This is a genomic window from Variovorax sp. 10L426, from assembly GCF_056395305.1.
Map to the genome: position 1 here is coordinate 391,624 of NZ_JBFTJF010000001.1, position 23,220 is coordinate 414,843.

The 23,220-nt window shown below is 63.7% G+C and carries 29 protein-coding genes and 1 pseudogene; 13 read left to right on the forward strand and 17 right to left on the reverse strand.

The features are described from left to right. Positions 1 to 97: 97 nt before the first annotated feature. A complete protein-coding gene (locus AC1DHL_RS01925) occupies positions 98 to 1,057 on the forward strand; it encodes an alpha/beta fold hydrolase (RefSeq protein ID WP_478160189.1) in 960 nt (319 codons plus the stop codon). Between the two features lie 5 nt (positions 1,058 to 1,062). Here the strand turns inward: AC1DHL_RS01925 and AC1DHL_RS01930 are convergent, their stop codons facing one another. The 4 genes from AC1DHL_RS01930 to AC1DHL_RS01945 form a co-directional block, all read right to left on the reverse strand. Continuing rightward, positions 1,063 to 1,902 (reverse strand): caspase family protein, encoded by an 840-nt coding sequence (locus AC1DHL_RS01930; RefSeq protein WP_478160191.1) that lies wholly within the window; start codon positions 1,900 to 1,902, stop codon positions 1,063 to 1,065. A 5-nt stretch (positions 1,903 to 1,907) separates the two neighbouring features. Then, entirely contained in the window at positions 1,908 to 2,525 is a 618-nt protein-coding gene (locus AC1DHL_RS01935; RefSeq protein ID WP_478160192.1) for an anti-sigma factor, read from the reverse strand. A gap of 283 nt (positions 2,526 to 2,808) precedes the next feature. Then, complete coding sequence (locus tag AC1DHL_RS01940; protein ID WP_478160194.1) at positions 2,809 to 3,405, reverse strand: RNA polymerase sigma factor; 597 nt, start codon at positions 3,403 to 3,405, stop codon at positions 2,809 to 2,811. Between the two features lie 88 nt (positions 3,406 to 3,493). Further along, positions 3,494 to 4,042 carry a DUF3455 domain-containing protein gene (locus tag AC1DHL_RS01945; protein WP_478160196.1) on the reverse strand — a complete coding sequence of 183 codons (549 nt, stop codon included), beginning with the start codon at positions 4,040 to 4,042 and terminating at the stop codon, positions 3,494 to 3,496. A gap of 191 nt (positions 4,043 to 4,233) precedes the next feature. Between AC1DHL_RS01945 and AC1DHL_RS01950 the strand changes: the two genes are divergently transcribed. After that, positions 4,234 to 4,467: a hypothetical protein gene (locus tag AC1DHL_RS01950; RefSeq protein ID WP_478160198.1), complete on the forward strand. Its 234-nt coding sequence runs from the start codon at positions 4,234 to 4,236 to the stop codon at positions 4,465 to 4,467. 95 nt (positions 4,468 to 4,562) lie between these two features. Here the strand turns inward: AC1DHL_RS01950 and AC1DHL_RS01955 are convergent, their stop codons facing one another. The 3 genes from AC1DHL_RS01955 to AC1DHL_RS01965 are packed head-to-tail and all read right to left on the reverse strand — an operon-like array spanning position 4,563 to position 6,548. After that, entirely contained in the window at positions 4,563 to 5,561 is a 999-nt protein-coding gene (locus tag AC1DHL_RS01955) for an aldo/keto reductase (protein ID WP_478102361.1), read from the reverse strand. A gap of 12 nt (positions 5,562 to 5,573) precedes the next feature. After that, positions 5,574 to 6,086 (reverse strand): 2,4'-dihydroxyacetophenone dioxygenase family protein, encoded by a 513-nt coding sequence (locus AC1DHL_RS01960; RefSeq protein ID WP_478160200.1) that lies wholly within the window; start codon positions 6,084 to 6,086, stop codon positions 5,574 to 5,576. Between the two features lie 18 nt (positions 6,087 to 6,104). After that, positions 6,105 to 6,548 (reverse strand): ester cyclase, encoded by a 444-nt coding sequence (locus tag AC1DHL_RS01965; RefSeq protein ID WP_478102357.1) that lies wholly within the window; start codon positions 6,546 to 6,548, stop codon positions 6,105 to 6,107. 303 nt (positions 6,549 to 6,851) lie between these two features. Here AC1DHL_RS01965 and AC1DHL_RS01970 point away from each other — a divergent pair, with 303 nt between their 5' ends. The 5 genes from AC1DHL_RS01970 to AC1DHL_RS01990 all read left to right on the forward strand — a co-directional run bounded on the left by AC1DHL_RS01970 (position 6,852) and on the right by AC1DHL_RS01990 (position 11,378). Beyond that, positions 6,852 to 7,928, forward strand: coding sequence for a LacI family DNA-binding transcriptional regulator (locus AC1DHL_RS01970; protein ID WP_478102356.1), 1,077 nt, complete (start codon positions 6,852 to 6,854; stop codon positions 7,926 to 7,928). Between the two features lie 76 nt (positions 7,929 to 8,004). Next, entirely contained in the window at positions 8,005 to 8,544 is a 540-nt protein-coding gene (locus tag AC1DHL_RS01975; protein ID WP_478160202.1) for a VOC family protein, read from the forward strand. 5 nt (positions 8,545 to 8,549) lie between these two features. After that, a complete protein-coding gene (locus AC1DHL_RS01980; RefSeq protein ID WP_478160204.1) occupies positions 8,550 to 9,569 on the forward strand; it encodes a quinone oxidoreductase family protein in 1,020 nt (339 codons plus the stop codon). Positions 9,570 to 9,611: 42 nt separating this feature from the next. Then, positions 9,612 to 10,583, forward strand: a complete 972-nt coding sequence (locus tag AC1DHL_RS01985; RefSeq protein WP_478102350.1) for a Bug family tripartite tricarboxylate transporter substrate binding protein — start codon at positions 9,612 to 9,614, stop codon at positions 10,581 to 10,583. Between the two features lie 15 nt (positions 10,584 to 10,598). Next, complete coding sequence (locus tag AC1DHL_RS01990; protein WP_478160206.1) at positions 10,599 to 11,378, forward strand: SDR family NAD(P)-dependent oxidoreductase; 780 nt, start codon at positions 10,599 to 10,601, stop codon at positions 11,376 to 11,378. Positions 11,379 to 11,754: 376 nt separating this feature from the next. Here AC1DHL_RS01990 and AC1DHL_RS01995 read toward each other — a convergent pair whose 3' ends face one another. Both AC1DHL_RS01995 and AC1DHL_RS02000 read right to left on the reverse strand, forming a co-directional pair. Continuing rightward, positions 11,755 to 11,994 (reverse strand): hypothetical protein, encoded by a 240-nt coding sequence (locus AC1DHL_RS01995; RefSeq protein WP_478102346.1) that lies wholly within the window; start codon positions 11,992 to 11,994, stop codon positions 11,755 to 11,757. A 141-nt stretch (positions 11,995 to 12,135) separates the two neighbouring features. After that, the gene (locus tag AC1DHL_RS02000) at positions 12,136 to 12,330 is read right to left on the reverse strand and encodes a LysR substrate-binding domain-containing protein (RefSeq protein ID WP_478160208.1); all 195 of its coding nucleotides are present in this window, start codon (positions 12,328 to 12,330) and stop codon (positions 12,136 to 12,138) included. Here AC1DHL_RS02000 and AC1DHL_RS02005 point away from each other — a divergent pair. Beyond that, positions 12,329 to 12,496: a hypothetical protein gene (locus AC1DHL_RS02005; RefSeq protein ID WP_478102342.1), complete on the forward strand. Its 168-nt coding sequence runs from the start codon at positions 12,329 to 12,331 to the stop codon at positions 12,494 to 12,496. The genes AC1DHL_RS02000 and AC1DHL_RS02005 overlap by 2 nt on opposite strands. Positions 12,497 to 12,553: 57 nt before the next feature. On the opposite strand, the gene AC1DHL_RS02010 is transcribed toward AC1DHL_RS02005, so the two are convergent. Both AC1DHL_RS02010 and AC1DHL_RS02015 read right to left on the reverse strand, forming a co-directional pair. After that, on the reverse strand, positions 12,554 to 13,099 hold the full coding sequence (locus AC1DHL_RS02010; RefSeq protein WP_478160210.1) for a hypothetical protein: 546 nt from the start codon (positions 13,097 to 13,099) through the stop codon (positions 12,554 to 12,556). A 164-nt stretch (positions 13,100 to 13,263) separates the two neighbouring features. Next, positions 13,264 to 14,946, reverse strand: a complete 1,683-nt coding sequence (locus tag AC1DHL_RS02015; protein WP_478160212.1) for a sulfatase-like hydrolase/transferase — start codon at positions 14,944 to 14,946, stop codon at positions 13,264 to 13,266. Positions 14,947 to 15,214: 268 nt separating this feature from the next. On the opposite strand from AC1DHL_RS02015, the pseudogene AC1DHL_RS02020 reads away from it, so the two are divergent. Beyond that, positions 15,215 to 15,441, forward strand: a pseudogene (locus AC1DHL_RS02020) (flavodoxin domain-containing protein); the annotation flags it as partial. 27 nt (positions 15,442 to 15,468) lie between these two features. Here the strand turns inward: AC1DHL_RS02020 and AC1DHL_RS02025 are convergent. The 4 genes from AC1DHL_RS02025 to AC1DHL_RS02040 all read right to left on the reverse strand — a co-directional run bounded on the left by AC1DHL_RS02025 (position 15,469) and on the right by AC1DHL_RS02040 (position 17,642). Continuing rightward, on the reverse strand, positions 15,469 to 15,882 hold the full coding sequence (locus tag AC1DHL_RS02025) for a GFA family protein (protein ID WP_478160214.1): 414 nt from the start codon (positions 15,880 to 15,882) through the stop codon (positions 15,469 to 15,471). A gap of 40 nt (positions 15,883 to 15,922) precedes the next feature. Further along, positions 15,923 to 16,387, reverse strand: coding sequence for an SRPBCC family protein (locus tag AC1DHL_RS02030; RefSeq protein WP_478160216.1), 465 nt, complete (start codon positions 16,385 to 16,387; stop codon positions 15,923 to 15,925). Next, complete coding sequence (locus tag AC1DHL_RS02035; RefSeq protein ID WP_478160218.1) at positions 16,384 to 16,710, reverse strand: ArsR/SmtB family transcription factor; 327 nt, start codon at positions 16,708 to 16,710, stop codon at positions 16,384 to 16,386. The genes AC1DHL_RS02030 and AC1DHL_RS02035 overlap by 4 nt, the downstream gene beginning before the upstream one ends. Before the next feature lie 92 nt (positions 16,711 to 16,802). After that, entirely contained in the window at positions 16,803 to 17,642 is an 840-nt protein-coding gene (locus tag AC1DHL_RS02040; RefSeq protein ID WP_478160220.1) for an MFS transporter, read from the reverse strand. Here AC1DHL_RS02040 and AC1DHL_RS02045 point away from each other — a divergent pair. Then, positions 17,641 to 17,970: a DoxX family protein gene (locus tag AC1DHL_RS02045; protein ID WP_478102314.1), complete on the forward strand. Its 330-nt coding sequence runs from the start codon at positions 17,641 to 17,643 to the stop codon at positions 17,968 to 17,970. The two genes, AC1DHL_RS02040 and AC1DHL_RS02045, sit on opposite strands and share 2 nt — an antisense overlap. A gap of 101 nt (positions 17,971 to 18,071) precedes the next feature. Beyond that, the gene (locus AC1DHL_RS02050; protein ID WP_478160222.1) at positions 18,072 to 19,052 is read left to right on the forward strand and encodes a quinone oxidoreductase family protein; all 981 of its coding nucleotides are present in this window, start codon (positions 18,072 to 18,074) and stop codon (positions 19,050 to 19,052) included. Between the two features lie 19 nt (positions 19,053 to 19,071). Here the strand turns inward: AC1DHL_RS02050 and AC1DHL_RS02055 are convergent, their stop codons facing one another. Next, positions 19,072 to 20,787 carry a carboxylesterase/lipase family protein gene (locus tag AC1DHL_RS02055; RefSeq protein ID WP_478160224.1) on the reverse strand — a complete coding sequence of 572 codons (1,716 nt, stop codon included), beginning with the start codon at positions 20,785 to 20,787 and terminating at the stop codon, positions 19,072 to 19,074. A 120-nt stretch (positions 20,788 to 20,907) separates the two neighbouring features. After that, positions 20,908 to 21,831 (reverse strand): LysR substrate-binding domain-containing protein, encoded by a 924-nt coding sequence (locus AC1DHL_RS02060; protein ID WP_478160226.1) that lies wholly within the window; start codon positions 21,829 to 21,831, stop codon positions 20,908 to 20,910. Between the two features lie 207 nt (positions 21,832 to 22,038). On the opposite strand from AC1DHL_RS02060, the gene AC1DHL_RS02065 reads away from it, so the two are divergent. Both AC1DHL_RS02065 and AC1DHL_RS02070 read left to right on the forward strand, forming a co-directional pair. After that, positions 22,039 to 22,296 (forward strand): hypothetical protein, encoded by a 258-nt coding sequence (locus AC1DHL_RS02065; protein WP_478160228.1) that lies wholly within the window; start codon positions 22,039 to 22,041, stop codon positions 22,294 to 22,296. Next, a complete protein-coding gene (locus AC1DHL_RS02070; RefSeq protein ID WP_478160397.1) occupies positions 22,247 to 23,209 on the forward strand; it encodes a PDR/VanB family oxidoreductase in 963 nt (320 codons plus the stop codon). The genes AC1DHL_RS02065 and AC1DHL_RS02070 overlap by 50 nt, the downstream gene beginning before the upstream one ends. Positions 23,210 to 23,220 lie beyond the last annotated feature (11 nt).

Genomic DNA, 23,220 nt, shown 5'->3' on the forward strand with positions numbered 1-23,220 from the left:
CCGAATTGCTTGCCTTCCCGCCCTTGGGTTGCGACCCGTCCGGATTCGGTTCAAACAGATTTCGGATGAAGGGCGCACCGGGGTAGGATCGCCCGCGATGCCCGACAGCGCGCCGCCTGATCCGCCTCCACGCCCCGCACGCCTGACGGGCTTGCGCGGCGCCTTCGACGCGCTGCGCAATTTCGGGCTGATGGGCCTCGGCACGCCCGGAGCGAGCGACTACGACAGCTTCACGGCCAGCGACGGCCACGTGGTTCCCGTGTGCGTGCTCGGCGGCGGGTCGCCGCTGATACTGGTGCATGGGTTCGGATGCACGCATCGCGACTGGTTGCCCGTAGCCCGGAGGCTGGCGCGGCGCCATTGCGTGCTCGCCTGGGACGCACGCGGCCATGGCAGTTGCCGGTCGGTGAATGGCAGTATCACGCTGGCGCGACTGGCGACCGACCTGGCCGAGGTACTCGACCACTTCGGGCTACAGCGTTCGATCCTGGTCGGGCATTCCATGGGCGCGCTGACGCTGATGCAATACCTGCGTCTGCACGGCACGCAGCGGGTCGCTGCGGTGGCGCTGGTCGACCAGTCGCCGCGCATCGTGACGGACGACAGCTGGCGACTGGGGCTGTTCGGCGGCTGCAGCGCGGCGATGCTGTCCGGGCTGCTCGCTGGCGCGCGCCGCGATTTGGCCGGCATGTTGTTGAACGAGGTCGGCGCGCTCGGAGGCGCCTGGTTGCAGCGGCAGCTGAGTGTCGAAGCACCACTTGGACGGATGCTGCGCCGCCGTCTGGGCCGCATCGATGTCCGGCCGCTGCTCGACCTCGCCGAGTCGATGGCGCAGGCCGACTTCCGCACTTCGCTGTCGCGCCTCGACGCGCCGCTGCTTGTCGTGCTCGGGGCGCGCAGCCCGCACTACGCCGGTGTGCCGCTCGATGGCTGGTATCGCGACACGGTGAAGCACGCGCAGATTTCGATCTACCCGCATGCAGGCCATTCGCCGCATGTCAGCGAGCCGCTGCGCTTCGCGCGCGAGCTCGAGCGCTTCATCGACGACCACGCGTGAGCGGCTCAGCTGCCGCAGCGTCCCTTGTCGTCCGATTTGAAGCAGAAGTCGGCGGTCAGGCTCGAGGACTCCCAGGGTACCTGCACGCGGCCGGTGTCTTCGGCGACGCCGATGCGCACTCGCTTGAAGAGTTGCTCGATCTGCAGCCCCGGCATCGCCATGTTGGCCAGCAGGTGACGTGCATAGACGCTGTGCTCGCTGTTGGCGCTGTCGAGGGCCACGCCGTTCGGCGCGGTCGAGAAGGCCACCAGCGTGCCCACGGGCGCATCGAGCGTCGCCAGGCCACCCGGCGTCGCGCCGCGGAATTTCAGGCGCCGTCCATCGGGGCCCACGATGACGCCGCCCGCGAAGGGGTTCACACGGCAGGCATCGAGCACCACGATGTTGGCACCGGTGCCAATGGCGCTGAGTCGGTCGACGAACTCGCCGACGTCCGCACTTTGCCGCTGGATGTCCTCTTCGGACTGCGGGTCGGCATCGATCGGCACCAAGTAGTTGCGACCCTTGACCTGAACCCCGTGACCGGCATAGAACAACACGCGAACCGCCGCCTTCGGCGCACGCATCGAAAACTCGCGCAGCGATTCGATCAGTTCCGGCAGTCGCGTGTTCTGACGCAGGCTCACCTCGTACCCAAGGCCGCGCAGCGCCGCCGCGACGGCAACGGCATCGCCCGGCGGGTTCTTCAGCGGTGCACTTCGGTAGGCGCCGTTGCCGATCACCAATGCGATGCGCGACCCTGCGTCCTTGGCATCGGCCGGGGCGCCTATGGCGGGACCGAAGGGCAGGGCTGCGGCACCCAATGCACCGCGCAGCAGCAGGCGACGGGTCAGCAGTGTGGCCATGGCGGCTACTCCCGGGGCGGCACGCCGGGCGCGAGCACCGCGGCCTGAACGATCGGGGCGGCCTGCACCCGGGCGAGCGCCGCCGCTTCGCTGCCGGCCGGCACACGCAGGTAGTAATCGCCGAGCTGGCCAGGGCCGCCGGCCAGTTCGCCATGAATCTGGATCATGAGCATGCGGATATCGGTTTCCTTGGCGTCCGGCGCGAAGCTGACCTTCAGCATCGGGCCCTCTTCCACGCGAACCGAGTGCAGCGCGCGGATTTCGTCGGCGCTGTCGCGGGCGTCGCCGAGCAGGGCCACGATCAAGCCACCTTGAACCGCCATGACCGCCAGCGCGCCCAGCGCATAGCTCGGGCGCATGCCAAGGTTGCCGAAAAAGGCGCTGATGCGCTCGGCCAGGGTCGGACGGTCGCCCTGGATCAGGCGCATGGTGCGGGCCAGGCCGATCGTTGTCGGCACGGCCGGCACGTTTTCCTGCACGCGTGCCTGCAGCGAGCGATACCAGTCCAACTCGCTGCGGGCCTCGGGATGCTGTTCCATGTATGCGTCGACCCAGGCGCGGTCTTCGGCTCCCAGCGAGCCGTTGGCGTACCAGGGGAGCAGTTCTTCGAAGCGTTCGTTCATGATGACCGTGCTCCGGCGGCAACGGTCGCACTATTGCGGCGCAGCAGCGATGAAAAGATTTCGACCATGATGACCACCAGAATTCTTCGCCTCTCGCGAACCTGTGACTGACCCCGATCGCTGTCCCGAATGCGGCGTGCGCACACCCTATCAGCTCGTGCGACCGACCGCACCGAGACCCCGATCTACCTGCACGGGACAAACCCGTGTCGGCTCTGGGTTGCGCGAGCTCGGCGAACGGTTCAAATATATTTTCGCGCGATGGCCAGGCACGCCACAAGCTTCAGGATGCGAGAGCGCCTCTGGCATCAGGGGCACCACCCTCGCTGCGCAGCAGCGCCTGCAGGCAATTCTTGATCTTCTGGCGGGCGTGGAACAGGCGCGTCTTGACGGTGCCCTCGGGACAGTTCTGTACCTCTGCCACCTCAGCCAGGCTCATGCCCTCGTAAAACACCAGGTGCAGACATTCTCGATGCTCGTCCGACAGCTTGCCCATGCAATGTTGCACGCCTTCACGCCGTTGCTTTCCAGCCAACTCCGCGTAGGCGTCGGGCGTGTCGGATGCGGTGGTCTCGGCGATGTCTTCGAGATCTCCATGCACCTCGTCAGGCCGCCGCGCACGGTAGACCATCAGCGCCTTTCTGCGCGCAATTCCGATGAGCCACGTGGAAAACTGCGAATCGCCGCGAAAGCGCTCGGGATGGCGCCAAACTTCGTAAAACGAGTCCGCCAGGACTTCCTCGGCTCGCGCATGGTCGCTCAGCATGTTGAACACATACGCGTACACCTTGCGGCTGAACGCCTTGTACAGCTGACGAAACGCTGCCTGGTCTTCGCGGCCGATGCGTACCAGCAACTGGTTGACCTCGTCGTTGTCCATGCGGGCGGAGGGTGCGGGTGGCGGTGAAGAAATATAGCGTTTCTGTCCGATTCATAGCGAATCTCGTGAAAGTCGACTCCCGGGCGGTCTACGGCGCGGCGCGATAGAAGTAGTAACTTGCCGTGTACGGCACGCGTGCCGACTGCGTGGCGTTGGCGGCGCTGCAAGGCTGGGTGGGGGCAAGCCCACCCATTGTCTTGATGCGCTGGATGCTCTTCGTCGGGCCGAACACGCCGGCGCCGGCGGATGCCTTGGCATTGAGAAGCAGCCATGGGATGGCGGTCGGATCCGGGCCCGGATCGCGAGCCTTGACCTCGCCGACCACCGTATTGCCGTCGGTCGATTCCCATGTCGGACCGGCGTAGTGTTTGCCGAGTGGGCGACCTTGCCGATCGGCGAGCGATGCCTCAGGCGCGCGGAACGCCCACTCGTAGGCGGAAGGTTGATCTGCCTTGGGCGCGCACTCGTAGATCTGGACCCCGGAGGCGAGCGCCTCGAGAAACATGACCTGCCCCGCGGGCGGACGAAGGTTGGCCGGAACTTCAGGCGGGGCAGGGGGAGAGAACTTGCTCGCACAGGCGGTCGCGACGAGAACCGCGATCGGCAGAGTACAGGCGGATGCAAGGGACGATCGCATGAGTTGCCCTTTCAAATGTTCGATAGCCGTGAACTCGCGGGCCTGCTGCCAGCGCCGCCTCCAGGCTCGCTCTATTAGACGTCAGGCAGACCGTTGCGTTGCTGCCAGCGTGGCTCGGGCGCTGTTTTGCCAATCAAGCTGAACCCATTCAGAGGTTGCTGCAACTCAGTGCCAGACACAAGGAGAACGACATGGAACACGATCTTCGCCCCATCAACGTCATTCGTGCCGAGCTGGCCCGCGCCAAAGATGTGCTTGCTGCCTTGGGCTCCGACAACATCGGGGGCACCGTCCATTTCTTCGCCCGCAATCGCGTCAAGCGCTTGACCGACGAGCTCGGCGTCGCTGAGGCCATCGCCGAGCGCCTCGCAGAGGCGGTTGCATTGAAGTGGATTTCTCGCTATGCCCGCGTAGCAAGCACCTGATGTTGAAGTCCAGGGAGGGTCGGGAGCGCGCAGATGCTTGTCGAGTTGGCGCGGGATGCCGGAGTTGATGTCGGTTGAGCTCACTCAGACGGGCGTTACGCGCGGTCGAGCATCTTCATCATCGAAGCGTGGTAGCGATCACCGCTGATCTGCCCGGGAGCGAACATATTGTCGATCTGCCGGATGGTCTCCTTGTCCAGAGGAATGCGTAGCGCGTCCAGGTTTTCCTCGAGAAAGTCCAGCGTGTCGCAGCCGCAGATCGCCATCATTCGGGGGTTGCGGTTGAAGAGCCAGGCAAGGGCCAGTTGGGACAGACTGCAGCGCAGTCCTTGCGCGACGTCACCCAGACGGTCGACCAGGGCCACATTCTTGGGGAAGTTCTCTGGCGAAAACCGTGGGTACTTCCGACGCACATCGTTCGGCTCCAGCTGATCGAGGCTGCGGACCTTGCCCGAGAGCATGCCGCGCGCGAGCGGCGAGAAGGCCATGAGCGTCACGCCGAGTTCGTCGTAGACGTCAAGCATGTGCTCCTCCAGGTCCCGGGTCCACAGCGAGTATTCGGCCTGGACCGCGGTGACGGGGAAGACCGTGCACGCACGGCGCAGCGTGGTCTCGGATACTTCGCACAGCCCCAGGTAGCGGACCTTCCCTTCCTTGACGAGGTCGGCCATCGCGCCGACCGTGTCTTCCACCGGCACGTTGGGATCAAGACGATGCTGGAAGTACAGGTCCAGGTAGTCTGTGTTCAGGCGCTTCAAGGATGCTTCGCACGCCTTGCGTACATAGGATGGCTCACCGCACACGCCGAAAGTGGCGCCTTCCACCGGGACGTAGCCGAACTTGGACGAAAGCAGAACTTCGCTGCGGCGTCCGCGCAGGGCCGAGGCCACCAGTTCCTCGTTGTGTCCCCAGCCGTAGAAGTCGGCGGTGTCGATGACGTCGATCCCCTGATCAACCGCGCGCTGGATCACTTGAACGGATTCGGTGTCCGAACGCTTGCCATAGGCATTGCTCATGGAGTAGCAGCCCAGCGCCATGCGCGTCACGCGAACGCCTGTCTTGCCCAGTTCGCCTTGGTGAAGTTCGCTTCGCATATCGCCAACCGTCTAGCTGGTCGCGCGATGCTTGAAGCCGGATGCCTTCGGCGCGATGTATGCCGGGATCGGCAGGTTCCGGTCGCGCAGGTAGCCCAGGATCCCATCCTCGATGGCCCCTGCGTCGCGAACATCCAGGAATTGGTCATCTTCGAAGTTGACATTCGCTCCCTGCACGACCATGAAGCCCTCGGCGGGTCCTGCCGCATCCTCAGGAACGGAGAATGTGTGGATGGACCCGGCGGGCTCGTAGAGATAGCTGCCCTCGGTTTGGGGGTTGTCCGGGTGCTCCAGGTAGGCCCACTGTCCCTTCGTCGTGAAAAAGTGAACCGTGCCCGTGTGGAAGTGCGTCGGCAGCCGGGTGCCGGGCGCAAACTTGCCATACAGCACCCAGATGCCGTTCTCGCGGTCCAGGAAGAGGGGGATGACTTCCGAACCTGGCGCTGCGCCAGGCACGTATGTCATGTCATGGATGTTCACGGTAAGCAACTCGTCTTGCCGGGTGATGGAACTGGGGGAGGGCATGTCGTGCTCCTTCCGGTCTTAGTCCAGGCCCAACTGCTGGAGCTTCAGATCAGGCGACGTGTAGGGGCGCTCGCAGATGATCTTGGAAGAGCCGGGTCGGAACTGGAAGGACGCCGCCATGCGGACCTTGAACGACCGTCCCGACGCGGGGTAGGTCTTGCCCTTCAGCTTGAATTCGCCCAGGTGGGTGCCGGTCAGATAGAACTCCACGAGCACGGAGTGGGCCGCGTCATCAGCCGCCAGCGAGATGATTTCATTCTTCTGGTCGGGAAATGCCGTGCGCGAGGTGTTGAAGTACTTGCGGACTTCCTCTTCGCCATCGTGAACCTGGCCGTTCCCGTACATCTCGTAGCGGGGATGCTCGAAGGTGTCGATGACGCCATCCCAGTCCTGCTCGCACTCCAATGCCATGTGGTCGCGAACGGTCTGCAGTCGGGCCTGCCTCAGTTGGTCTTCAGTCATGTGGATACTCGTAGGTGGTGGAAACGTTTCCGCAATTCTGGATTGTTCTGCCTTGCTTCATATGCGGGTCTTCCCTAGGTCCTTGGGCCGTCGGCTGCAGTCCTTACTGCTTGAGATGACTTCATCGCTGGGGCACTCCACATCGGCAAGCCCGTCGAGATCCCAACTAGGTGCTTCCCCTAAGTAGAAACGTTTCCACAAAAAACCTAGGATCCAACCCATGTCGAAAACCACAAGCCCCTTTGCGAGTCCGCCCTCCCATGTCCAAGCCCTCATGGATACCGCACACGAGGGGACCAAGGCATGAAGGCGCGCGCAACCATCCGTGATGTCGCAAAAGCCGCGGGCGTTTCTCTCGGCACGGCGTCTCGCGCCCTCAACCGTGCCGGCAGAGTGAGCGAAGACGCCATCGCGGCCGTGACGAAGGCCGCGCGGCAACTCGGCTACGAACCCGATGCCGTGGCGCAGAGCATGCGCACCCGCTCCACCGGCGTGATCGGTCTCCTGGTCTCTGACTTCGCCAACCCTCTGTACGCGCGGATCATTACCTCGGTGGAAGCGTCCATGCAGGCCGCGGGCTACACGCTCCTGCTGGCCAACACACACAACGATCGCAAGCGCGAGAAGGCGTTGGTTGAGACCTTTCGCGGCCGCCGGGTCGACGGCCTCATCCTCGGCCCGTGCGAAGGCGAGGCGCCGGAATTCCTGGAGCGCCTGGATGCAGACCTGCCTGTGGTGGCGTTGGATCGCGACTTCTCCGCCTCCGGCACCGGTGTGCATGTGGACCACTATCACGGCGCTCTCCAGGCCACGAGGTACCTGCTGAACCTTGGTCATACGGAGATCGCGCTCCTGACGCCCGGCAGCGTTCTGCGCCCGGGGCGCGATCGCATCGCCGGCTTCGAGGACGCCTTCCGCGAGCGTGGCCTGACGCCCAATCCCAAGTTGATTCGCGCGGAGCGGTCCGCGATGGACTACGCCTTCAGCGAAGCGCTCGGATTGCTGTCAGCCCCGCAGGCGCCCACCGCCTTCATGTGCCTGGGAACGCGCATTCTCTCGGGCGTCTTGCAGGCGCTGCGCCACTCGGGTCGTTCGGTGCCGGACGATGTCAGCGTCCTCAGCATCGGCGACACGGATCTATCGCAGTTGTTCAGTCCCGCGATCACTTCGCTGACCTGGGACTTCGAAGCGGTAGGGACTGCGCTGGCTCAGTTGATTCTCAAGCGACTCGACCGCGATGTGAAAGCGGAACCCGAGCGTGTCTTGCTGACGACCCAGATGGTTCTGCGCGAGTCGTGCGCATCTGCACAAGTGCTCAAGGGCAAGGCGGCCGGCGCAGGCGCGCGAAAGGCGACCCAGAAGGCGGATCGGTCCGGCTGAAGAGGTGCGACGAGCCTTGCGGAGAAGCCGACTTCGCACATCCATATTTCAAACAACTGGTTGAAAGGATTTCATCATGAGTTCCATTTTTGGCGGCGTTCGCCAGATCGGGTATGTGGTCAAGGACATCGAGAAGGCGATGGACCACTGGGTCAAGCTGGGCGTCGGCCCGTGGTTCTACAAGGAGGATGTCGGGTCGACCGAGTTCCGCTACTACGGCAAGGATTCGAGAATCCCGAAGCTGTCCATCGCGTTGGCCAATTCGGGAGACCTGCAGATCGAGCTCATCGAGCAGCATGACGACGCGCCCTCGCTGTACCTCGACTCGCTGAAGAAGAACGGGGAGGGGGCCCAGCACGTCGCTTACTGGACCCCTGACCGTTTCGACGAGATCTGCAAGCACCTGCTGGAACAGGGCTATGTGGAAGGCCACAGCGGGCGCATGGGGGCCAACCGGGGACCGTACGCCTACTTCATTCATCCCGACCTGCCCAGCGGCATGTTCGAGATCTCCGACTCCAGCGGCGGGAAGGCCGAGTACTTTGCCGAGGTGAAGCGCGCCGCCGAGAACTGGGACGGCAAGGACCCCATCCGGCGTATTGGTGCGCCGAAATGAGCGCAATGTCTTCAGTAGTCGCGAGTCGGACGCCGGTGATTCCAGAGCGCATGAAGGGTGCGGCGCTGACGCCGCAAGGCATTGCTCTTCAGGAATTGCCCGTTCCCCGGCCTGGCGCCAACGAGTTGCTCATCAAGGTACGGGCGAGTTCACTCAATCGCGCCGACCTGTTCCTGGCGGAAGGGAAAGCGCACGGCGGCCACGGCGGGACAGGGACCCCGCTGGGCCTGGAGTGGTCCGGCGACGTGGTCGCGACCGGTGCCGATGTCACCGCCTTCAAGGTGGGCGATCGGGTCATGTGCTCCGGCATCGGAGGGCTCTCCGAATATGCCGTCGCGGACTGGCGGCGCACCTTTGCCTTCCCGCAACGCGATCTCGGCTACGACGCTGCTGCGTGCTTGCCCGTATCGCTGCGCACGACGCATGTGTCCATCGCCACGACGGGCAGGCTCCAGAAGGGGGAATCGGTTCTGGTCCTGGGCGCCTCGTCGGGGGTCGGCCTCATGAGCCTCCAGGTGGCGAAGCTGCTGGGCGCGGGCCTGGTGATCGGCACATCCACCAAGGCCAATCGGCGAGCGAAGCTCGGCGAGTTCGGCGCAGACTTCGCCATCGACAGCAACGATGCCGATTGGGCCGATCAGGTGGTCCAGCATACGGAGGGCCGCGGTGTCGATCTGCTGATCGACTTCCTTGCCGGTCCGCTGATCAACGACAGCATGCGGGCCGTGAAGGTGGGGGGGCGCATCGTCAATGTGGGACGGATGGCGGGCGAGTCCGGTCCTTTCGACTTCGACTTGCATTCGATGCGGCGAATCCAGTACCTGGGGACCACCTTCCGCACGAGGACGGCCGATGAAGTCCACGTGATCCAGCAGCAGGTGCAGGCCGATCTCTGGCCGGCGCTGGAAGCAGGGCGCCTAGGCGTTCCGATCGACGCGACGCTGCCGATCGAGCGCGTCAAGGAAGCCTTCGACCTCATGAAGGCCAATGGCCACTTCGGAAAGATCGTGGTCACGCAGCCATAGATGGCTCCACGCAAATTCACCCACGGATCAAGGAGACATGACATGAATGCATTCGCCAAGCTCGGACTCGTCGCTGCGTTGTTGATGGCAGGCGCCGCCGGCTATGCACAGCCAGGCGCCGACTACCCCAACAAACCCATCAAGTTCATCCTGCCTTCCTCACCGGGCGGCGGCGGCGACATGGTCGGGCGGTTGATTGGAGACGGTCTGTCCAAGCGCCTTGGTCAACCGGTGATCATCGAGAACAACGCCGGCGCCTCGGGGACTATCGCCATCTCCCAGTTGTCCAAGGCCCAGCCCGACGGCTACACGATCGGCCTGGGCACGATGACGTCGACGACGCTGGCCCCGACCGTGTATCCGAAGCTGCCCTACGACCCGGTGAAGGACCTGACCACCATCGCCGGGATCGGGACGTCGCCCATCGTTCTCCTGGTGAGCAACGATCTGCCGATCAAGAATCTGAAGGAGTTCCTGGACTACGCACGCAAGAGCCCGGATCCCGTGCAGTACGGAAGCTGGGGACTGGGCTCGACGGGTCACTTCTGTGCAGAGGTTCTGAGCCAGAAGACCGGCGTCAAGCTCAGCCATGTGCCCTACAAGGGGTCGGCGCCGGTCATGACGGCAATGCTCGGTGGCGAGATCAAGGCCGCCTGGCTCGACATGGCGACCGGCACCGCCGCCGTCCGTAGCGGCAAGGTTCACCCCGTGGCGCTGTGTACCCGGCCCACCGCCGGCTTCCCGGACGTCGGCACCTACAAGGCTCAAGGCGTCGACTTCGACCAATGGACCGGATGGGCCATGTTCGCGCCGCCGAAGATGCCCAAGCCGGTTCTGGACAAGCTTGCCAAGGCGGTCAAGGACACCATCAGCGATCCGGCGGTTGCGACGAAGCTGCTCGATTGGGGCATCACGGCCGAGTTCATTCCCGGTGAGCAACGCAATGCGGACAACGCCAAGGACATCCAGGCCTGGCGCAAGATTGCCGTCGATGCCGCCATGAAGTTCGAATGAGTCCAGGAGATTGGCATGGGACAGTTTGAGGGGTTCGTAGCATTGATCACGGGCGGCGCGGGTGGCATCGGCGCCGCGACGGCTCGTCTTCTGGCGCAGCGCGGCGCTACGGTCATCGTCGGCGACTTGCGGGAGCCTGAGAATTTCGCTGCGGAGGACCCGCACCTTGCATTCCTTCCGCTTGATGTCACTTCGGAGCAGAGCTGGGTTTCCGTCGTGGCGCACATTGTCGAGCGGTATGGAAAGCTGGACTTGCTCGTGAACGCGGCGGGCATCGTCGGCGACGTGGTGTCCGGAACGCTCGAGCGCACCACGCTTGCCGAATGGCGCAGGGTGATGGCGGTCAACCTCGACGGCACCTTCCTCGGCTGCCGAGAAGCGATGACCGCCATGGCCAGGCTGGGCAAGGGCGCGATCGTCAACGTGTCGTCGGTTGGGTCCTACTATCCCACCACGCAAAGCGTTGCGTACGGCGCGAGCAAGGGCGGCGTCACGCAGCTGACCAAGTCGGTCGCGTTGTTCGGCAGCCAGGGCGGAAAGCGCATTCGCTGCAACTCCGTTCATCCTGGGCGGACCGATACGGCGATGCTGGACAGCATCGTTACCCAGCGCGCGCAACGCGCCGGGGGCACTGGCAGCGGCGAGGCGCAAGCCTCTGCCCAACGCATTCCGCTCGGCGCCACTGGCACGCCCCAGGACGTCGCGAATCTGATTGCATTCCTGGCGTCCGACGAGGCGGGCTACATCACCGGGGGCGAGTTCGTCGTGGATGGCGGATGGAAGCTGCTTCGCTGAGGACGGTCGTGAGGTATCTCGCTGATGGATCGATCTTGGAGATCGACTCCCGGGCAGGACGTGAGCGCGTTCATCTTCGACGTTTGCGCAATGCCACGGTGCTGGACTACGGTCTTGCCGAGTTCACCCCTGCCTGAGGCAATGTGCGGGCGCAGCGATGCACCGTGAACCCACAAACTTGTCTCGCAGGCAGTCTGCTGATGGTCGATGGTGGCATGAGCGCCTGAGTGCTTCGTCCCCATTCATCAAAGATCCCGCTCAGGGTCATGCCGTCTTCGGCATGCTCCGTCGCTCGGTCGAAAGATAGGCCTCCACCTTGTGCAGGAACAGCGTGACCTCGTCGAGCAGGCACTCACGTCACAACGCCGCCCGCCGTTTAGCCTTCAGATCCGCCACCTTCCCTCAGAAATGAGAGAACGTGCACTTGGATGTCCTGCAACTGCTTGTCGGTCAGGCGGTGATGAATCAGCAAGTCTGGAAGCTTCGGCGCCAGGTTTCTCAAGTCCTGACGCACCTGTTCCGGAGAAACGTCCAGCAGGTGCGCCACGACAAGCCCGATCGCAATCTGCTGGGCCTCCAATTTCTGAAGGATCGTTCTGAGTTCTTCCTCGTTCATGGGTCCCCCTTTCAAAGCAAAGGCCGTTGGTGTGAAGGAAATCCATTGTCGATTCTGCGCGGGTATCCCGTCCACGCCGGGCCGCGCGCGCCTAGCCTCCTTGCGATCCCGTTAGACCGGTCGACGAAATTTCGAGCATGCCTAGGCTCTCAGCGCTTGCTTGCAGGTCTCCAAAAATGCCAGCGATGCCGGCGGCAGTGTTCGCCCCTTCTTCTTGATCAGCGCAATTGGCCGTGCGAAGCTGGCATCGTCGATGGGGCGGGCCGTCAGGGTCGGCTCGGCGGCGATCTCACGCGCCGAGCCCGGCAGGATCGTCATGCCGATCAGCCACGACATGTTCTTCCCGCTCGCGGACTGCCAGGCCGAACAGGAACTGATCCCCGGGAGCGAGTTCCGTCCCATCGCGAGCATCGACGGCCATCTGGCTCTTTTTGGAACAGACCCGGACTTTTTGGCGCAGGTCGATACGCACTTGCGAGCGCTACTTGCGAATTCCGATTGACCCGGAAAGTTTCACGTCTCATGGTCAGGATCTGGCGCGCGGTCACGCCGCGCCTGCTCAAGCTCCGCACCGAATCGCCTTGCGCTTGACCAGCTCCGCATACCGGTTCGGAACCAAATCGATCCGCGCCGCCGAGTAGCGTGACATCAGGTCACCCGATCCTTCTGGCATCACCTTGTGCAGCTTCAGCGCACGGAGGCGCTGATCCTCGGCGCTGGTGATCACCGCGCGCACGGTATGCGCGCGCAGAATCCCGGCGATCGACTCCTCGGTCGCTGGGTGCTCCTCGTGCTCCTTGAAGACCAGTTCGTTCAGTCGGCTGACCGGAACAACGTGCTCCGCGATGAGCCCCGTCGTATCGCCGGCTTCCATCTGTGCCTGAGCGTCCACGCTCATGTACTGCGCTGAGTGCTTCGCGCTGCCTGGCCCGAAGGCGACATGATTCGAGGCTTCGCGCACAGCCTCCCGGATGTGGTGCTCGACTGACGGGTGCTTGCGATCCGCTCGATTCACGAGCAACGCCGCAATTTCGCAGTGCTCCAGGAAGTGCTTGTGGTGGTGAAACTCTCGTTCCACGGCCTTGGCGCCAGGGGCGACCGACATGGGATCGTCTTCCTGGTTCAAGGGGCGTGCGCAGATCGAACAGTTCATCGTTGGGGTTGGCATTCGGTTCCGGACCATGGAATGTACCGGCGCCGTGTGCATGGACGAAACACGAGAACGCCATATACGTTTGGCCCGCGATGCTGCCTTCGTGGCTCCCGCGCCTATTGCCGTCCGGGTTGTACTTGGCGCAGTTGATCGCCATCCACCTTCTCGCCGAGACGTCGCATGACCCACCGGGTTCTATCAGCAGCCGGTGACATCGCTCCGAGATCGATAGCCACTTGCCGCTCGTCGACATACCTGATGGCCGCTGAACTGAGCAGGGTCGGCACAAGGTCGGCATGCATCGCCTTCGCTTCGTGATTGGCGCGGAGCCGCTCCCATCGCGCGGAGTTGCTGGCGCGCCAATCATCGCTCGCCCACATGACGGCCGGGACTCTCGTGTCCCAGCGCGTCGGATCCTTCAGCGCGTGCTGAAAGAGCTTTCGTCCGTCGTCAAGCAGGTTCTCGCCATGGTCAGCCGTGTACATCACGAAGGACGAGCCGCCCGCCTGCGCCGCCTCCGAGATCACAGCATCGACGAATCGGAGGGATTCGGCTACGGCGTTGTCGTAGGCGCGGATGAAATCCGGCAGCGTGGAATCATCCGGGAGTTCAGAAAGCTTCGAGCAGTCGGCTTGGAAAGCGGCTATTGCAGGGTCATAGCGATCGCAGTACGAAAAGTGTGCGCCGTAGGCATGCAGCACGATCAATTTCTTGGGCGCGTTCTGCGCGAGCACCCATCTGAGCGATGGCAGAAGACTTTCTCGATCGGTCCTCTTTGTTGTGACGAACATGTCGGTGTTGGCGTCAGGCCACGCAATGCCTCTTTCCTGGACGGCAAGCCAATAGGTGTGAAATCCAGCTTCCTCGAAAGCCTTCAGGAATGTTGCGTCCTTGCTCACCCGAAATGCACCGCCAGGCATTTCGCGCGAGACGAGCAGGGGGACCGACGTATGCGTGCTGCTGGATCCGGACGTCACATCGCAATAGATGATCGCGTCTTGATGGCTGATGCCGACCTGCTTTTGGCCACCGCATGCGCCGAGCCGGTCGGCACGCACTGTTTCCCCGATGATGAGGATGTATGTTTCGTTCTTTGGGTGAAGGCCCGGCAACCGCGAGGCGCCCCAACTCGCGGACGCCGACCGAGGATTGATGGGCGCATAAGGCAACGCCGTCGAGATGAAGTCGTCACGGCCGATCGCAGAAGCCACGGCCACGGAAATCACATTCAGCGGCCACGCGCGCAGCGCAGTGTCATGAAAGACGGCGCCGCATGTGACTGCGGCGACAGTGAGTGTCGCAAGGGTGGCCGAAGGCCACTTCCCGCGCGCCGTCCGGGTTGACGGAGTGCGAAACAACACCCAGATCGGCGCGGCGAGCAGGACCGCGGTCAGGGCTATCCACTGGGCATGAGGCTGAATCATTGGCCACGCTTCGTGGGGGTCCGGCCGGATCAAGGCCGCCTCGAGAAGATTGACATCGCGTAGAAGATTGGCTCCCACGGCCAAGACGCCGAACAGCGCCGGGACGTAGGTGAGCACCAGGAATACTCGAAGCCCCAGGATTGCCCGAAGCAAGCCAAAGAACACGGCGGTTGCGGCAAAGAGGTAGGCGGCCCCGAGGTCCCAGACGTGCGTGGATGAAAAGATCGTCAGGGCTGGGATCAGCAGGATGGCGCCCCAAACATAGTCGATCAAACCGACGACGCGGTGCCGTCTGTTTGCCATTGGCGCGGATGCGACGCGCGCCTCCTGTGGATCGCTATGCTGCTCCATGACCTTCCACGCAGATTGCGCCATTCTAGATTTCTGCCGCACCCCCGGTGGGTCAAAGTTCAATCGGCGCTGACAGGCAAGGAGGGAGCTTCATCGGTCGAGCGCCGCCCAACCATCGGCTCTGACGATAGATGCCATCGAAACAAACAGGCTTCCGCGAGAGATGGCGACCTCATAACCTTCAGACATGCCATCGCCTCACGCAGACCCACCGGCACTCGCCGGGTCCTCGGCAATGACGTCAGCCCGCGGCCGCTGAATCGGGGCGCATTCTGAAACTTGGGAAATCATCATGAGCAAAGTCCTTGTCCTGTACTACTCGTCCTATGGCCACATCGAGAAGTTGGCCGAAGCTGTCGCTGAGGGCGCGCGAAGCGCCGGAGCACAGGTCGACATCAAGCGCGTACCCGAGACGGTTCCGACGGAGATCGCCAAGGCAGCCACTTCAAGCTCGACCAAGCGGCTCCTGTGGCCACCATCGCCGAGCTCGAGAACTACGACGCAATCGTCGTCGGAAGTAGTGTGAACAGGCCCTAAGCTCTCCGCTCATGCCGGCGGCATCTTGTCGAACGCCGGCAGTTCGGGGTCGAGGTGGTCCCACGCGAGGGCGCGCATGCGATAGGTCACCGCCTGCGGCTTGTAGCGGCTCGGATCGTCCAGGCTTGCCGCGTGGACGGTGAAGATCTGCGGCATGGCCGAAAAGCGCAGGTAGACCGGTGAACCACACCGCGGGCAGAAGCCGCGGGTCTTCACATTGCCGCTGTCGGCGACCATATCCCAGTGAGTTGCTTCGCCGGTGAGCTTCACGCCGTCGGCGACGAAGGTCAGGTAGGAGCCGTGGCCGGTGCCGCTCTTGTGCTGGCAGTCGCGGCATTGGCAGTGGTTCATGAAAACCGGTTCGCCGGGGATCTCGTAGCGGATGGCGCCGCAGGCGCATCCGCCGGTGTAGGCATCGCTCATGTTCTCTCTCCTGTCTTGGGTTGGTGTTCGCTGTCGCTCGTCAGTGCGGCCCGTTGGCGAAGTTGCCCAAGTTGGGAATGATCTTGCGCCAACCGTCGTTCATGTTCTGGAAGGCGGTGTCGTTGATCGGCGTCACGAAGCCTGAATGCACGAGCTTCAGTCGTGTGCCTTCCGGAACCTTGGTCAGCGTGAACGCGACCACGGTGTCCAGCTGCGAACCGTATCCGTTGTTGCTCTCATGGCCGCCCTTCCAGGCGTAGACGAAGCGCTCGTTCGGCACGACCTCCAGCACTTCGCAGTGGATGGTGCCGTCCCAAGCGCCGGCCGGCTTGGTCTGGTAGGTGAAGCGCGTGCCCTGGACGGCCGCGAAGCCGCGCGGCTCCATCAGCCAGCGCGCGATCAGCGCGCCGGTGGTGAGGGTCTTCCAGATGGTCTCGGGGGCATGAGGGAAGACTTCGTCCACCACGATGTCTTGGGTGGCGGATTTCAAGGCGGCGTCGTTCATGGGTCGATTTCTTTCAAGAGTGTTCGGAGATTGGCAAAGCGCTTGCGCCAGAACACGCCGTAGTGGCCCATCCAATCGGCAAGCGGCGCCAGGCCCTTGGGGTCGGCGCGGTAGAAGACGTTGCGGCCCTGCGCGCGGTCGACGACCAAGCCCGCACGCTTGAGCGAGCCCAGGTGCTGCGAGATGGCGGATTGCGAGACCCCGCTGCCCTCGGTCAACTCGACCACGCTGATTTCGTGTGCATGCACGATCCGCTCGAAGACGGCGCGCCGCGTGGGGTCGGCGAGCGTGCGCATGACGGTGTCGAGGGGGGCGGTTTGCATGACGGGATTCACATTAGCCGATGCTAATCAATAAGTCAATGCTAATTTGATTGACTTCTACCGCGCGCGGCAGGCGATGCGTCAAGCGTCGTTCAACGCTGCCGCGCGGGCGCTGTTTCCTTGAGTGCCAGGATCACGACCACGCCGATCGTGAGGGCCCAGAGCGGCATGGTCACGGCGTGCCGAATGCCGATGTTCTTGGCGATGTAGCCGGCCAACGCGGGAGCAAGTCCGCCACCGAAGATCTCTCCGATGCCGATCACCATTCCTGAACCGGTGGCCATGAGCTTCGCGGGAACTGCTTCGGCAGTGATGGGGCCGACGGTCAGCGTCAAGAGGCTGTAGAGGCAGCCCATTGCCGTCAACAGGCAGAAAAACAAGGTTGTCGTTTCCGGTCCGGTGCGCAGGAAGATCCAGAACGCTGCGAAGGCGCCCACTGCCGATAGCAGCATGACGGGCTTTCTGCCGATGCGGTCCGACAACGCCGGCAAAGTCAGCGCGCCGATGGCGCCTCCAAAGCCGAGCGAAGACAAGACGAACCCCATCTGGTCCATGCCGAGATGAAGATAGTCGACCAGGTAGCTGGGAAAGAGCGCGGCCACGACGACGATGCACGTCAGCCAGAACAACTGGCAGAGAACCGCCAGGGGAACGTTGCGGTACCTGAAGACCTCATGCCAGCGGTGCTGCCCCGCGTCGTGGGTCATGCTGTGCGCGGCGATCTGGCGTGGTGACGGCTGGCGCAGCACCTTTTGCGACAGCAGTGCGACGATCAGTCCCGGAACCGCGACCAGGAGAAAGATCCAGGGCCAGTCCATCACCTTCAGAAGCTGCGTGACGGCGATGGGCGCGAGGCCAAGGCCGAAGAGCGCAGGCATTGTCTGTTGAATGCCGACGTTGAGTCCATGCCGATGCGGCGGCGAGGCATCCATGGTCGCGATGATGCTGGCCGGCGTGAAGGCGCCTTCCGCGCCGGCGCCGATGCTGAGCTACCTCGCCGCGATCGCGATTGAACTGGGCGGCGGCGTCCTGTTGCTGGTGGGCTACCGCACGCGACTTGTCGCGGCCGGCCTCGCCGTGTTCTCTGTTGTCTCGGCGCTGATCTTCCATCACGCGCTCGGCGATCAGAACCAGCTGTTCCATTTCCTCAAGAATCTGGCGATAGCAGGCGGCTTGCTCCAGGTCGTGGCATACGGAGCAGGTGCGTACAGCTTCGATCACAAGACTCCCAAAGCCGCTCGCGCTTTCGTCACTCAGTAAACGGTCTCGTCACGGCGGGCAGGCTTGTAGTCCCGTTCATGGCGATAGGCATCGCCCACGGCCTTGTGCTGCTCGTCCAGTAGCAAACAGGAGAGTTACCAATGAGCACAGTCATTCGTTTTCACGCGTACGGCGGACCCGAGGTCCTCCATGTGGAGAGTCAGTCGATCGGCAAGCCGGGCCCAGGCCAGGTGCATCTGCAGCACGATGCCATCGGCATCAACTTCATCGATACGATCTTTCGCCAGGGGATCTATCCGGTTGCATTGCCTTCGGTTCCGGGCGTCGAAGGAGCCGGTGTCGTCAGGGCGGTCGGCCCTGGCGTCGAGAAGTTTGCAGTGGGCGACCGTGTGGCCTATTTCCTGGCGCCAGGTAGTTACGCGGCCGAGCGGTTGATCGACGCCGATGCGCTCGTGAGACTGCCCGATGACGTCTCGACCGAACAGGCCGCCGCGGTGCTGACCAAGGGCCTGACCGCCTGGGCCGCCTTGAACGGATTCCATCGGCTTCAGGCCGGCGAGACGATTCTGGTGCAAGGTGCGTCCAGCAGCGTCGGCGTGTTGCTCGCGCGATGGGCAAGAGCCCGAGGCGCCATGGTCATCGGCACCGCAGGCTCGGACAAGCGCGATGCGCTGCGGGCCGACGTGGACCACGCACTGGTCTCGAGCGACAAAGACCTTTCGGCGCAGATTCGCAGGATCGCGCCGCAGGGCGTCGACGTCGTCTACGAGTTCGTCGGCAAGGCGACCTTCGCGGCATCGACAGAGGCCGTTCGCGACGGGGGCACGATCGTCAACATCGGTGCGGCTTCAGGCTCGCCCGACATCGATGCGACGTCGCTCGCAGCCCGGGGCGTGAAGTTGCTCGGCGGCCCCATGGCGCAGCACCTGAAGGGCGACGCGCTGACCGAGGCGACGACGGCGGTGTTCGACGCGCTTCGAGCCGGTACTTTCGGGCAGATCGGCATCACGCGGTACCCGCTGTCCGCGGCAGCGCGTGCGCACGAAGACATTGCCGCTCGTCGTCGCTCGGGCTCAGCCATTCTGGTGCCTTGGCTCAGCGCGGCGGGCAGCTACGTCTGATCGTGATCGCGCCTCGGATTCAATAGCCCAATAGCCCGTCCCAGACGCCCATCTGTGCCAGCTTCGGGACGGGCCCCGCGACAACATCGCCACTGTCCCCGCCGCCTATCAGTGCGGACGTGCTCATGTCAGCGCTCAAGCGGGGCCACGCAAGACCCGATGCGAAACGCACGTCGGACGCATCCCTGGCAAACGAGGCGATGGCGCTGCCGAGGTTGTTGGATAGCTGCGCCTCGGCCATGCCGGCGCCGACCTTGTCCTTGTAGTAGTCCAGACCAAAGGTCCCGAATACCAGAGGCAAGTCGGCGCAGTGCGGTACGCCGCGTCCCGGCGCTTTCACTGCGTGCATGTAGGTGCCGTAGCGAACGTTGACCCCGGTGCCGGACAGTTGTTTCGCATACCTCGTTCCGTAGTTGCGCAGCAGGCGGTCGCCGAAGATGTCGATCCACAAGTCCCCCGGATCCGTCGAACGCCCCTCGCGCTGTGCGGCTTGTGTGTAGGCGTCGATGACCGCTGCTGCGCTTGTCGCCGAACCTCCTACCTGGGGAATGATGGCGGCCGTGAGTGCCGCGCTGCTGGTGGGCAGCGGCGGGGTCAGGCGTGCATGGGTCGCGGGGTCTACGAGATCCTGGAAGAAGGCCCCCTCGTCGTGGGTGTAGGTGATCATGACGGGAAGATCCGCCGGCCAGGCACTTCGGGTCCAGTCGGCGCGATAGATCTGGCCGTCCACCATGGGCGCGAGCTTGAACCCGAAGCCGGAGGTGAATCCCGCCGGCAAGGGCAATGCGTTCAGTGCGAGTTCGGCGGCGTGGAGCGCCTTGGCGTCCACATCCCGCAGTCCGCGCGGCGTTGTGCCCAACCGGCCGGCGACCAGCGCGGTATAAGCCGCGGCATCCGTGAGCGTCATGGCACTCGGTGGGGCCACTGTTGGCGGGCTCAGCAAGATGACCTTCTGGAATGTCGCACGCACCGCGGGCTTCTGCGCAAAGATGGCGGCGCTCATCGCGCCGCCCGATTGCCCCATGAGGCAGACGTTGGCGGGGTCGCCGCCGAACGCGGCGATGTTCTGCTTCACCCACTGCAGCGCTGCCGCCATGTCCTGCTGCTGCCAGTTGGCCATGCTTCCGTTGCCGGCGTCGGTCAGGTCGGGATGCGACAGCAGGCCGAGTGCACCGAGCCGGTAGTTCACCGTCACCACGACCACGCCGCGTTCGGAGAGCGATTGGCCATTCATGAGCGGCATGCTCGTGGCGCCGGTACGAAATCCGCCGCCATGCAGGAACACGATGACAGGTGCCTTGCCTTTCTGGTCAGGCGTCCAGACATTGAGCGTCAGGCAGTCCTCGCTCTGCACGGTGGGCGTGGGATAGATCCAGCTTGTGTTCGGCGGAATGGTTTGAATGCTGGCTGCGCCGAAGGCATCGGCGTTCACCACGTCGCTGCGGCCTTGATAGGGCTGCGGAGCGCGGAATCGCAGTGCGCCGACTGGTGGTTGCGCATACGGCACCCCCAGATAGCTCACGACCGAGCCGCTGGCCTGTCCTTTGAACCGACCCGAAGTCGTCTCGACAATCAGGTCCGCGGACGGGGCAGGCACGATTCCAACAGCCGGACCACCGCCACCGCCACCACCACCGCAACCAAGCAAAGGCGCTGCGGCTGCCGCGGCCGCGGTGAAAAGGAAGCCGCGGCGACTCGGTGTCGACTGCCTGGAGGCGTGGAAATCTTGACTCATGGGCGATGGCTCCTGTTGGACGCTGGGACCTTTGACAAGGCCAGCGCATGCTAGGAGTCACCCACTGCTGACGAAAGCGGCCGCGGCGCAACGCAGCTTTCTGAAAATGCGTTGAATGATTCAGGCGGGCGTTCGCCCCAGGACGAGAAATGCCTGGGCCAACATTTCGAGAAAGGTACGCCCGCCGGGCGTCAGCACGCGACGGGATGGGAACAGCGCATGAATCGTGATGGTCGGCGGTGCCCATCCCGGGAGAACCACCTGCAGGCGCCCGGCCCGCAGGTCCGCATCGCACAGCACTTCGGGCAACTGCGCGACGCCGACACCTGCCAGCGCCGCATCCCGCACAAGCATCAGGTTGTCGGTGGTCAAACGTGGTTCGACGACCACTTCGGCCGTCCCGTGTTCCGGATGCGCCAAGAGCCAGCGGGACGATGGCGTGATGAACGTCCAACCAATCACGGGGCAAGCACCGAGGTCCGGCGGTACGGAAGGCGCGGGCAGCGCGTCGAACAGCGCGGGCGATGCCACGAGCAGGTAGTGGCTGTCCACCAGCTTGCGGGCGACAAGGCTCGAATCGGGCAGCGTCCTGGCGCTTGGCTGAATGAGCAGATCCACAGGGTCGCTGAAAGCGGAAGTGCGCCCGTCCGTCGTCACCAGCGTCACCGAGGCGCGCGAGTACTTGCGAACGAACTCGATGGACAACGACCCTACGAGGCTTGCACCGAGTGCCATCGGGCACTGCACGCGCAGGTGGCCTGTGGGCTCGTCGAGGCTTTCGCGGGCAATCGTCACCGCGTTCTGGGCCTGCGCGCGCATCGAGATCCCGTGTTGGTAGATGCGCTGTCCCACTTCTGTAACCTGGAATTTGCGCGCGTTGCGCGAAATCAAGGTCACGCCCAATTGATGTTCGAGGGCCGCGACGCGACGGCTGAGGCGCGAGACGGGGATGTCGAAACGCCGACTTGCGGCACTGAAGCCACCGGCGTCAACCACGGCCACCAGAGCCATCAAGTCGTCAAACACGCCGGTGAGTGTTTCCATGGTTGGAGAAGAAGGTTGAGCAGCGCGGGGATTATGTATGCCGGCCCCGCGGTAGCCGAAACCGCGGGGACGCAAGGTCGCCATATCGGCCAACCGCCGACCGCCTCAGTCGAGTGGGCAGCGACGCCCCAGCCCGCTGTTGCCGCGACATGCGCCTGCGTCCTGTCCCCGATGGTGGGTGGGCTCCGATGAATCATCGGGACTTCCATGGAAGATAATAACAAGATAAATCCGATGGTTGAGAAGGCTTCCATTCATCTGAAAGACCTCATTGTTCATAGGAAATATTGGATTTTCTCTGCATTCAACAGATCTTGGCAAATAATACTTCCATGGAAGAAATATTATTCACAGCGCAGCGATCCTTGCCGCCCCGCGCCGGAGCCGTCGCGCATCAACCCGTTGGAGTTCAATGATGGAAGTGCTTATGCGCGTCAAGGTCAGCGCCTGTTCGGAGCTGGCTGAAGGGACGTCCGGGTACGAACTGGCCGCAGCCGACGGAAGCGCACTGCCGCCGTTCGAGGCCGGTTCCCATATCGATGTCCATCTGCCGGGAGGACTTGTGCGCCAGTACTCCTTGCACGACCTGCCGAGCGAACCTGCGCGGTACCGCATCGGCGTATTGCGTGAACCGCAATCTCGCGGAGGCTCCGCCGCACTCGTGGATGGCGTGAAGGTCGGTGACGAGATGGAGATCAGCGTTCCCCGCAATCACTTCGCGCTGGACAAGCGTGCAGGGCGATCCATCCTGCTGGCAGGCGGCATCGGCATTACGCCGATCCTGTGCATGGCGGAGCAACTCACGCAGGAAGGGCGCCCCTTCGAACTGCACTACTGCGGGCGGACGATCAGCCGCATGGCATTCGTCGATCGACTGCAAGCCAGCGCCTATGCCGACGACGTGCACATTCATGTCGACGACGGGCCGAAGGCGCAGATGCTGGACACCGCTGTCGTGATCGGCCCGCCCCATTCCGACACGCATCTCTACGTGTGCGGTCCCGCTGGTTTCATGGACCATGTGCTCCAGACAGCCCGCGAGCTCGGCTGGAAGGAGCCGCAACTGCATCGAGAGTACTTCGCAGCCGCGCCGATCGACCATTCGGCCGACGGACCTTTCGAGATCGAATTGAAGCGCAGCGGCCAGGTCATCAAGGTCGACGCCGACAAGAGCGCCGCCGACGCGTTGAGGGATTCCGGCGTCGCCATCACCGTCTCTTGCGAGCAGGGCGTTTGCGGCACTTGCGTCACGCGCGTGCACGCCGGCGTGCCGGATCACCGCGACTTGTACCTGACGGATGCCGAGCATGAGCAGAACGACTGCTTCACGCCCTGTTGTTCGCGTGCGCGCACACCGCGGCTCGTGCTGGATCTCTGACACTCCACTGA

Excerpts from the sequence above, each read along its gene's own strand:
- AC1DHL_RS01925 (WP_478160189.1), top strand. The coding sequence starts at position 98 with ATGCCCGACAGCGCGCCGCCTGATCCGCCTCCACGCCCCGCACGCCTG.
- AC1DHL_RS01930 (WP_478160191.1), bottom strand. The coding sequence starts at position 1,902 with ATGGCCACACTGCTGACCCGTCGCCTGCTGCTGCGCGGTGCATTGGGT.
- AC1DHL_RS01935 (WP_478160192.1), bottom strand. The coding sequence starts at position 2,525 with ATGAACGAACGCTTCGAAGAACTGCTCCCCTGGTACGCCAACGGCTCG.
- AC1DHL_RS01940 (WP_478160194.1), bottom strand. The coding sequence starts at position 3,405 with ATGGACAACGACGAGGTCAACCAGTTGCTGGTACGCATCGGCCGCGAA.
- AC1DHL_RS01945 (WP_478160196.1), bottom strand. The coding sequence starts at position 4,042 with ATGCGATCGTCCCTTGCATCCGCCTGTACTCTGCCGATCGCGGTTCTC.
- AC1DHL_RS01950 (WP_478160198.1), top strand. The coding sequence starts at position 4,234 with ATGGAACACGATCTTCGCCCCATCAACGTCATTCGTGCCGAGCTGGCC.
- AC1DHL_RS01955 (WP_478102361.1), bottom strand. The coding sequence starts at position 5,561 with ATGCGAAGCGAACTTCACCAAGGCGAACTGGGCAAGACAGGCGTTCGC.
- AC1DHL_RS01960 (WP_478160200.1), bottom strand. The coding sequence starts at position 6,086 with ATGCCCTCCCCCAGTTCCATCACCCGGCAAGACGAGTTGCTTACCGTG.
- AC1DHL_RS01965 (WP_478102357.1), bottom strand. The coding sequence starts at position 6,548 with ATGACTGAAGACCAACTGAGGCAGGCCCGACTGCAGACCGTTCGCGAC.
- AC1DHL_RS01970 (WP_478102356.1), top strand. The coding sequence starts at position 6,852 with ATGAAGGCGCGCGCAACCATCCGTGATGTCGCAAAAGCCGCGGGCGTT.
- AC1DHL_RS01975 (WP_478160202.1), top strand. The coding sequence starts at position 8,005 with ATGAGTTCCATTTTTGGCGGCGTTCGCCAGATCGGGTATGTGGTCAAG.
- AC1DHL_RS01980 (WP_478160204.1), top strand. The coding sequence starts at position 8,550 with ATGTCTTCAGTAGTCGCGAGTCGGACGCCGGTGATTCCAGAGCGCATG.
- AC1DHL_RS01985 (WP_478102350.1), top strand. The coding sequence starts at position 9,612 with ATGAATGCATTCGCCAAGCTCGGACTCGTCGCTGCGTTGTTGATGGCA.
- AC1DHL_RS01990 (WP_478160206.1), top strand. The coding sequence starts at position 10,599 with ATGGGACAGTTTGAGGGGTTCGTAGCATTGATCACGGGCGGCGCGGGT.
- AC1DHL_RS01995 (WP_478102346.1), bottom strand. The coding sequence starts at position 11,994 with ATGAACGAGGAAGAACTCAGAACGATCCTTCAGAAATTGGAGGCCCAG.
- AC1DHL_RS02005 (WP_478102342.1), top strand. The coding sequence starts at position 12,329 with ATGTTCTTCCCGCTCGCGGACTGCCAGGCCGAACAGGAACTGATCCCC.
- AC1DHL_RS02000 (WP_478160208.1), bottom strand. The coding sequence starts at position 12,330 with ATGTCGTGGCTGATCGGCATGACGATCCTGCCGGGCTCGGCGCGTGAG.
- AC1DHL_RS02010 (WP_478160210.1), bottom strand. The coding sequence starts at position 13,099 with ATGTCGGTCGCCCCTGGCGCCAAGGCCGTGGAACGAGAGTTTCACCAC.
- AC1DHL_RS02015 (WP_478160212.1), bottom strand. The coding sequence starts at position 14,946 with ATGGCGCAATCTGCGTGGAAGGTCATGGAGCAGCATAGCGATCCACAG.
- AC1DHL_RS02025 (WP_478160214.1), bottom strand. The coding sequence starts at position 15,882 with ATGAGCGATGCCTACACCGGCGGATGCGCCTGCGGCGCCATCCGCTAC.
- AC1DHL_RS02030 (WP_478160216.1), bottom strand. The coding sequence starts at position 16,387 with ATGAACGACGCCGCCTTGAAATCCGCCACCCAAGACATCGTGGTGGAC.
- AC1DHL_RS02035 (WP_478160218.1), bottom strand. The coding sequence starts at position 16,710 with ATGCAAACCGCCCCCCTCGACACCGTCATGCGCACGCTCGCCGACCCC.
- AC1DHL_RS02045 (WP_478102314.1), top strand. The coding sequence starts at position 17,641 with ATGGTCGCGATGATGCTGGCCGGCGTGAAGGCGCCTTCCGCGCCGGCG.
- AC1DHL_RS02040 (WP_478160220.1), bottom strand. The coding sequence starts at position 17,642 with ATGGATGCCTCGCCGCCGCATCGGCATGGACTCAACGTCGGCATTCAA.
- AC1DHL_RS02050 (WP_478160222.1), top strand. The coding sequence starts at position 18,072 with ATGAGCACAGTCATTCGTTTTCACGCGTACGGCGGACCCGAGGTCCTC.
- AC1DHL_RS02055 (WP_478160224.1), bottom strand. The coding sequence starts at position 20,787 with ATGAGTCAAGATTTCCACGCCTCCAGGCAGTCGACACCGAGTCGCCGC.
- AC1DHL_RS02060 (WP_478160226.1), bottom strand. The coding sequence starts at position 21,831 with ATGGAAACACTCACCGGCGTGTTTGACGACTTGATGGCTCTGGTGGCC.
- AC1DHL_RS02065 (WP_478160228.1), top strand. The coding sequence starts at position 22,039 with ATGGAAGATAATAACAAGATAAATCCGATGGTTGAGAAGGCTTCCATT.
- AC1DHL_RS02070 (WP_478160397.1), top strand. The coding sequence starts at position 22,247 with ATGGAAGTGCTTATGCGCGTCAAGGTCAGCGCCTGTTCGGAGCTGGCT.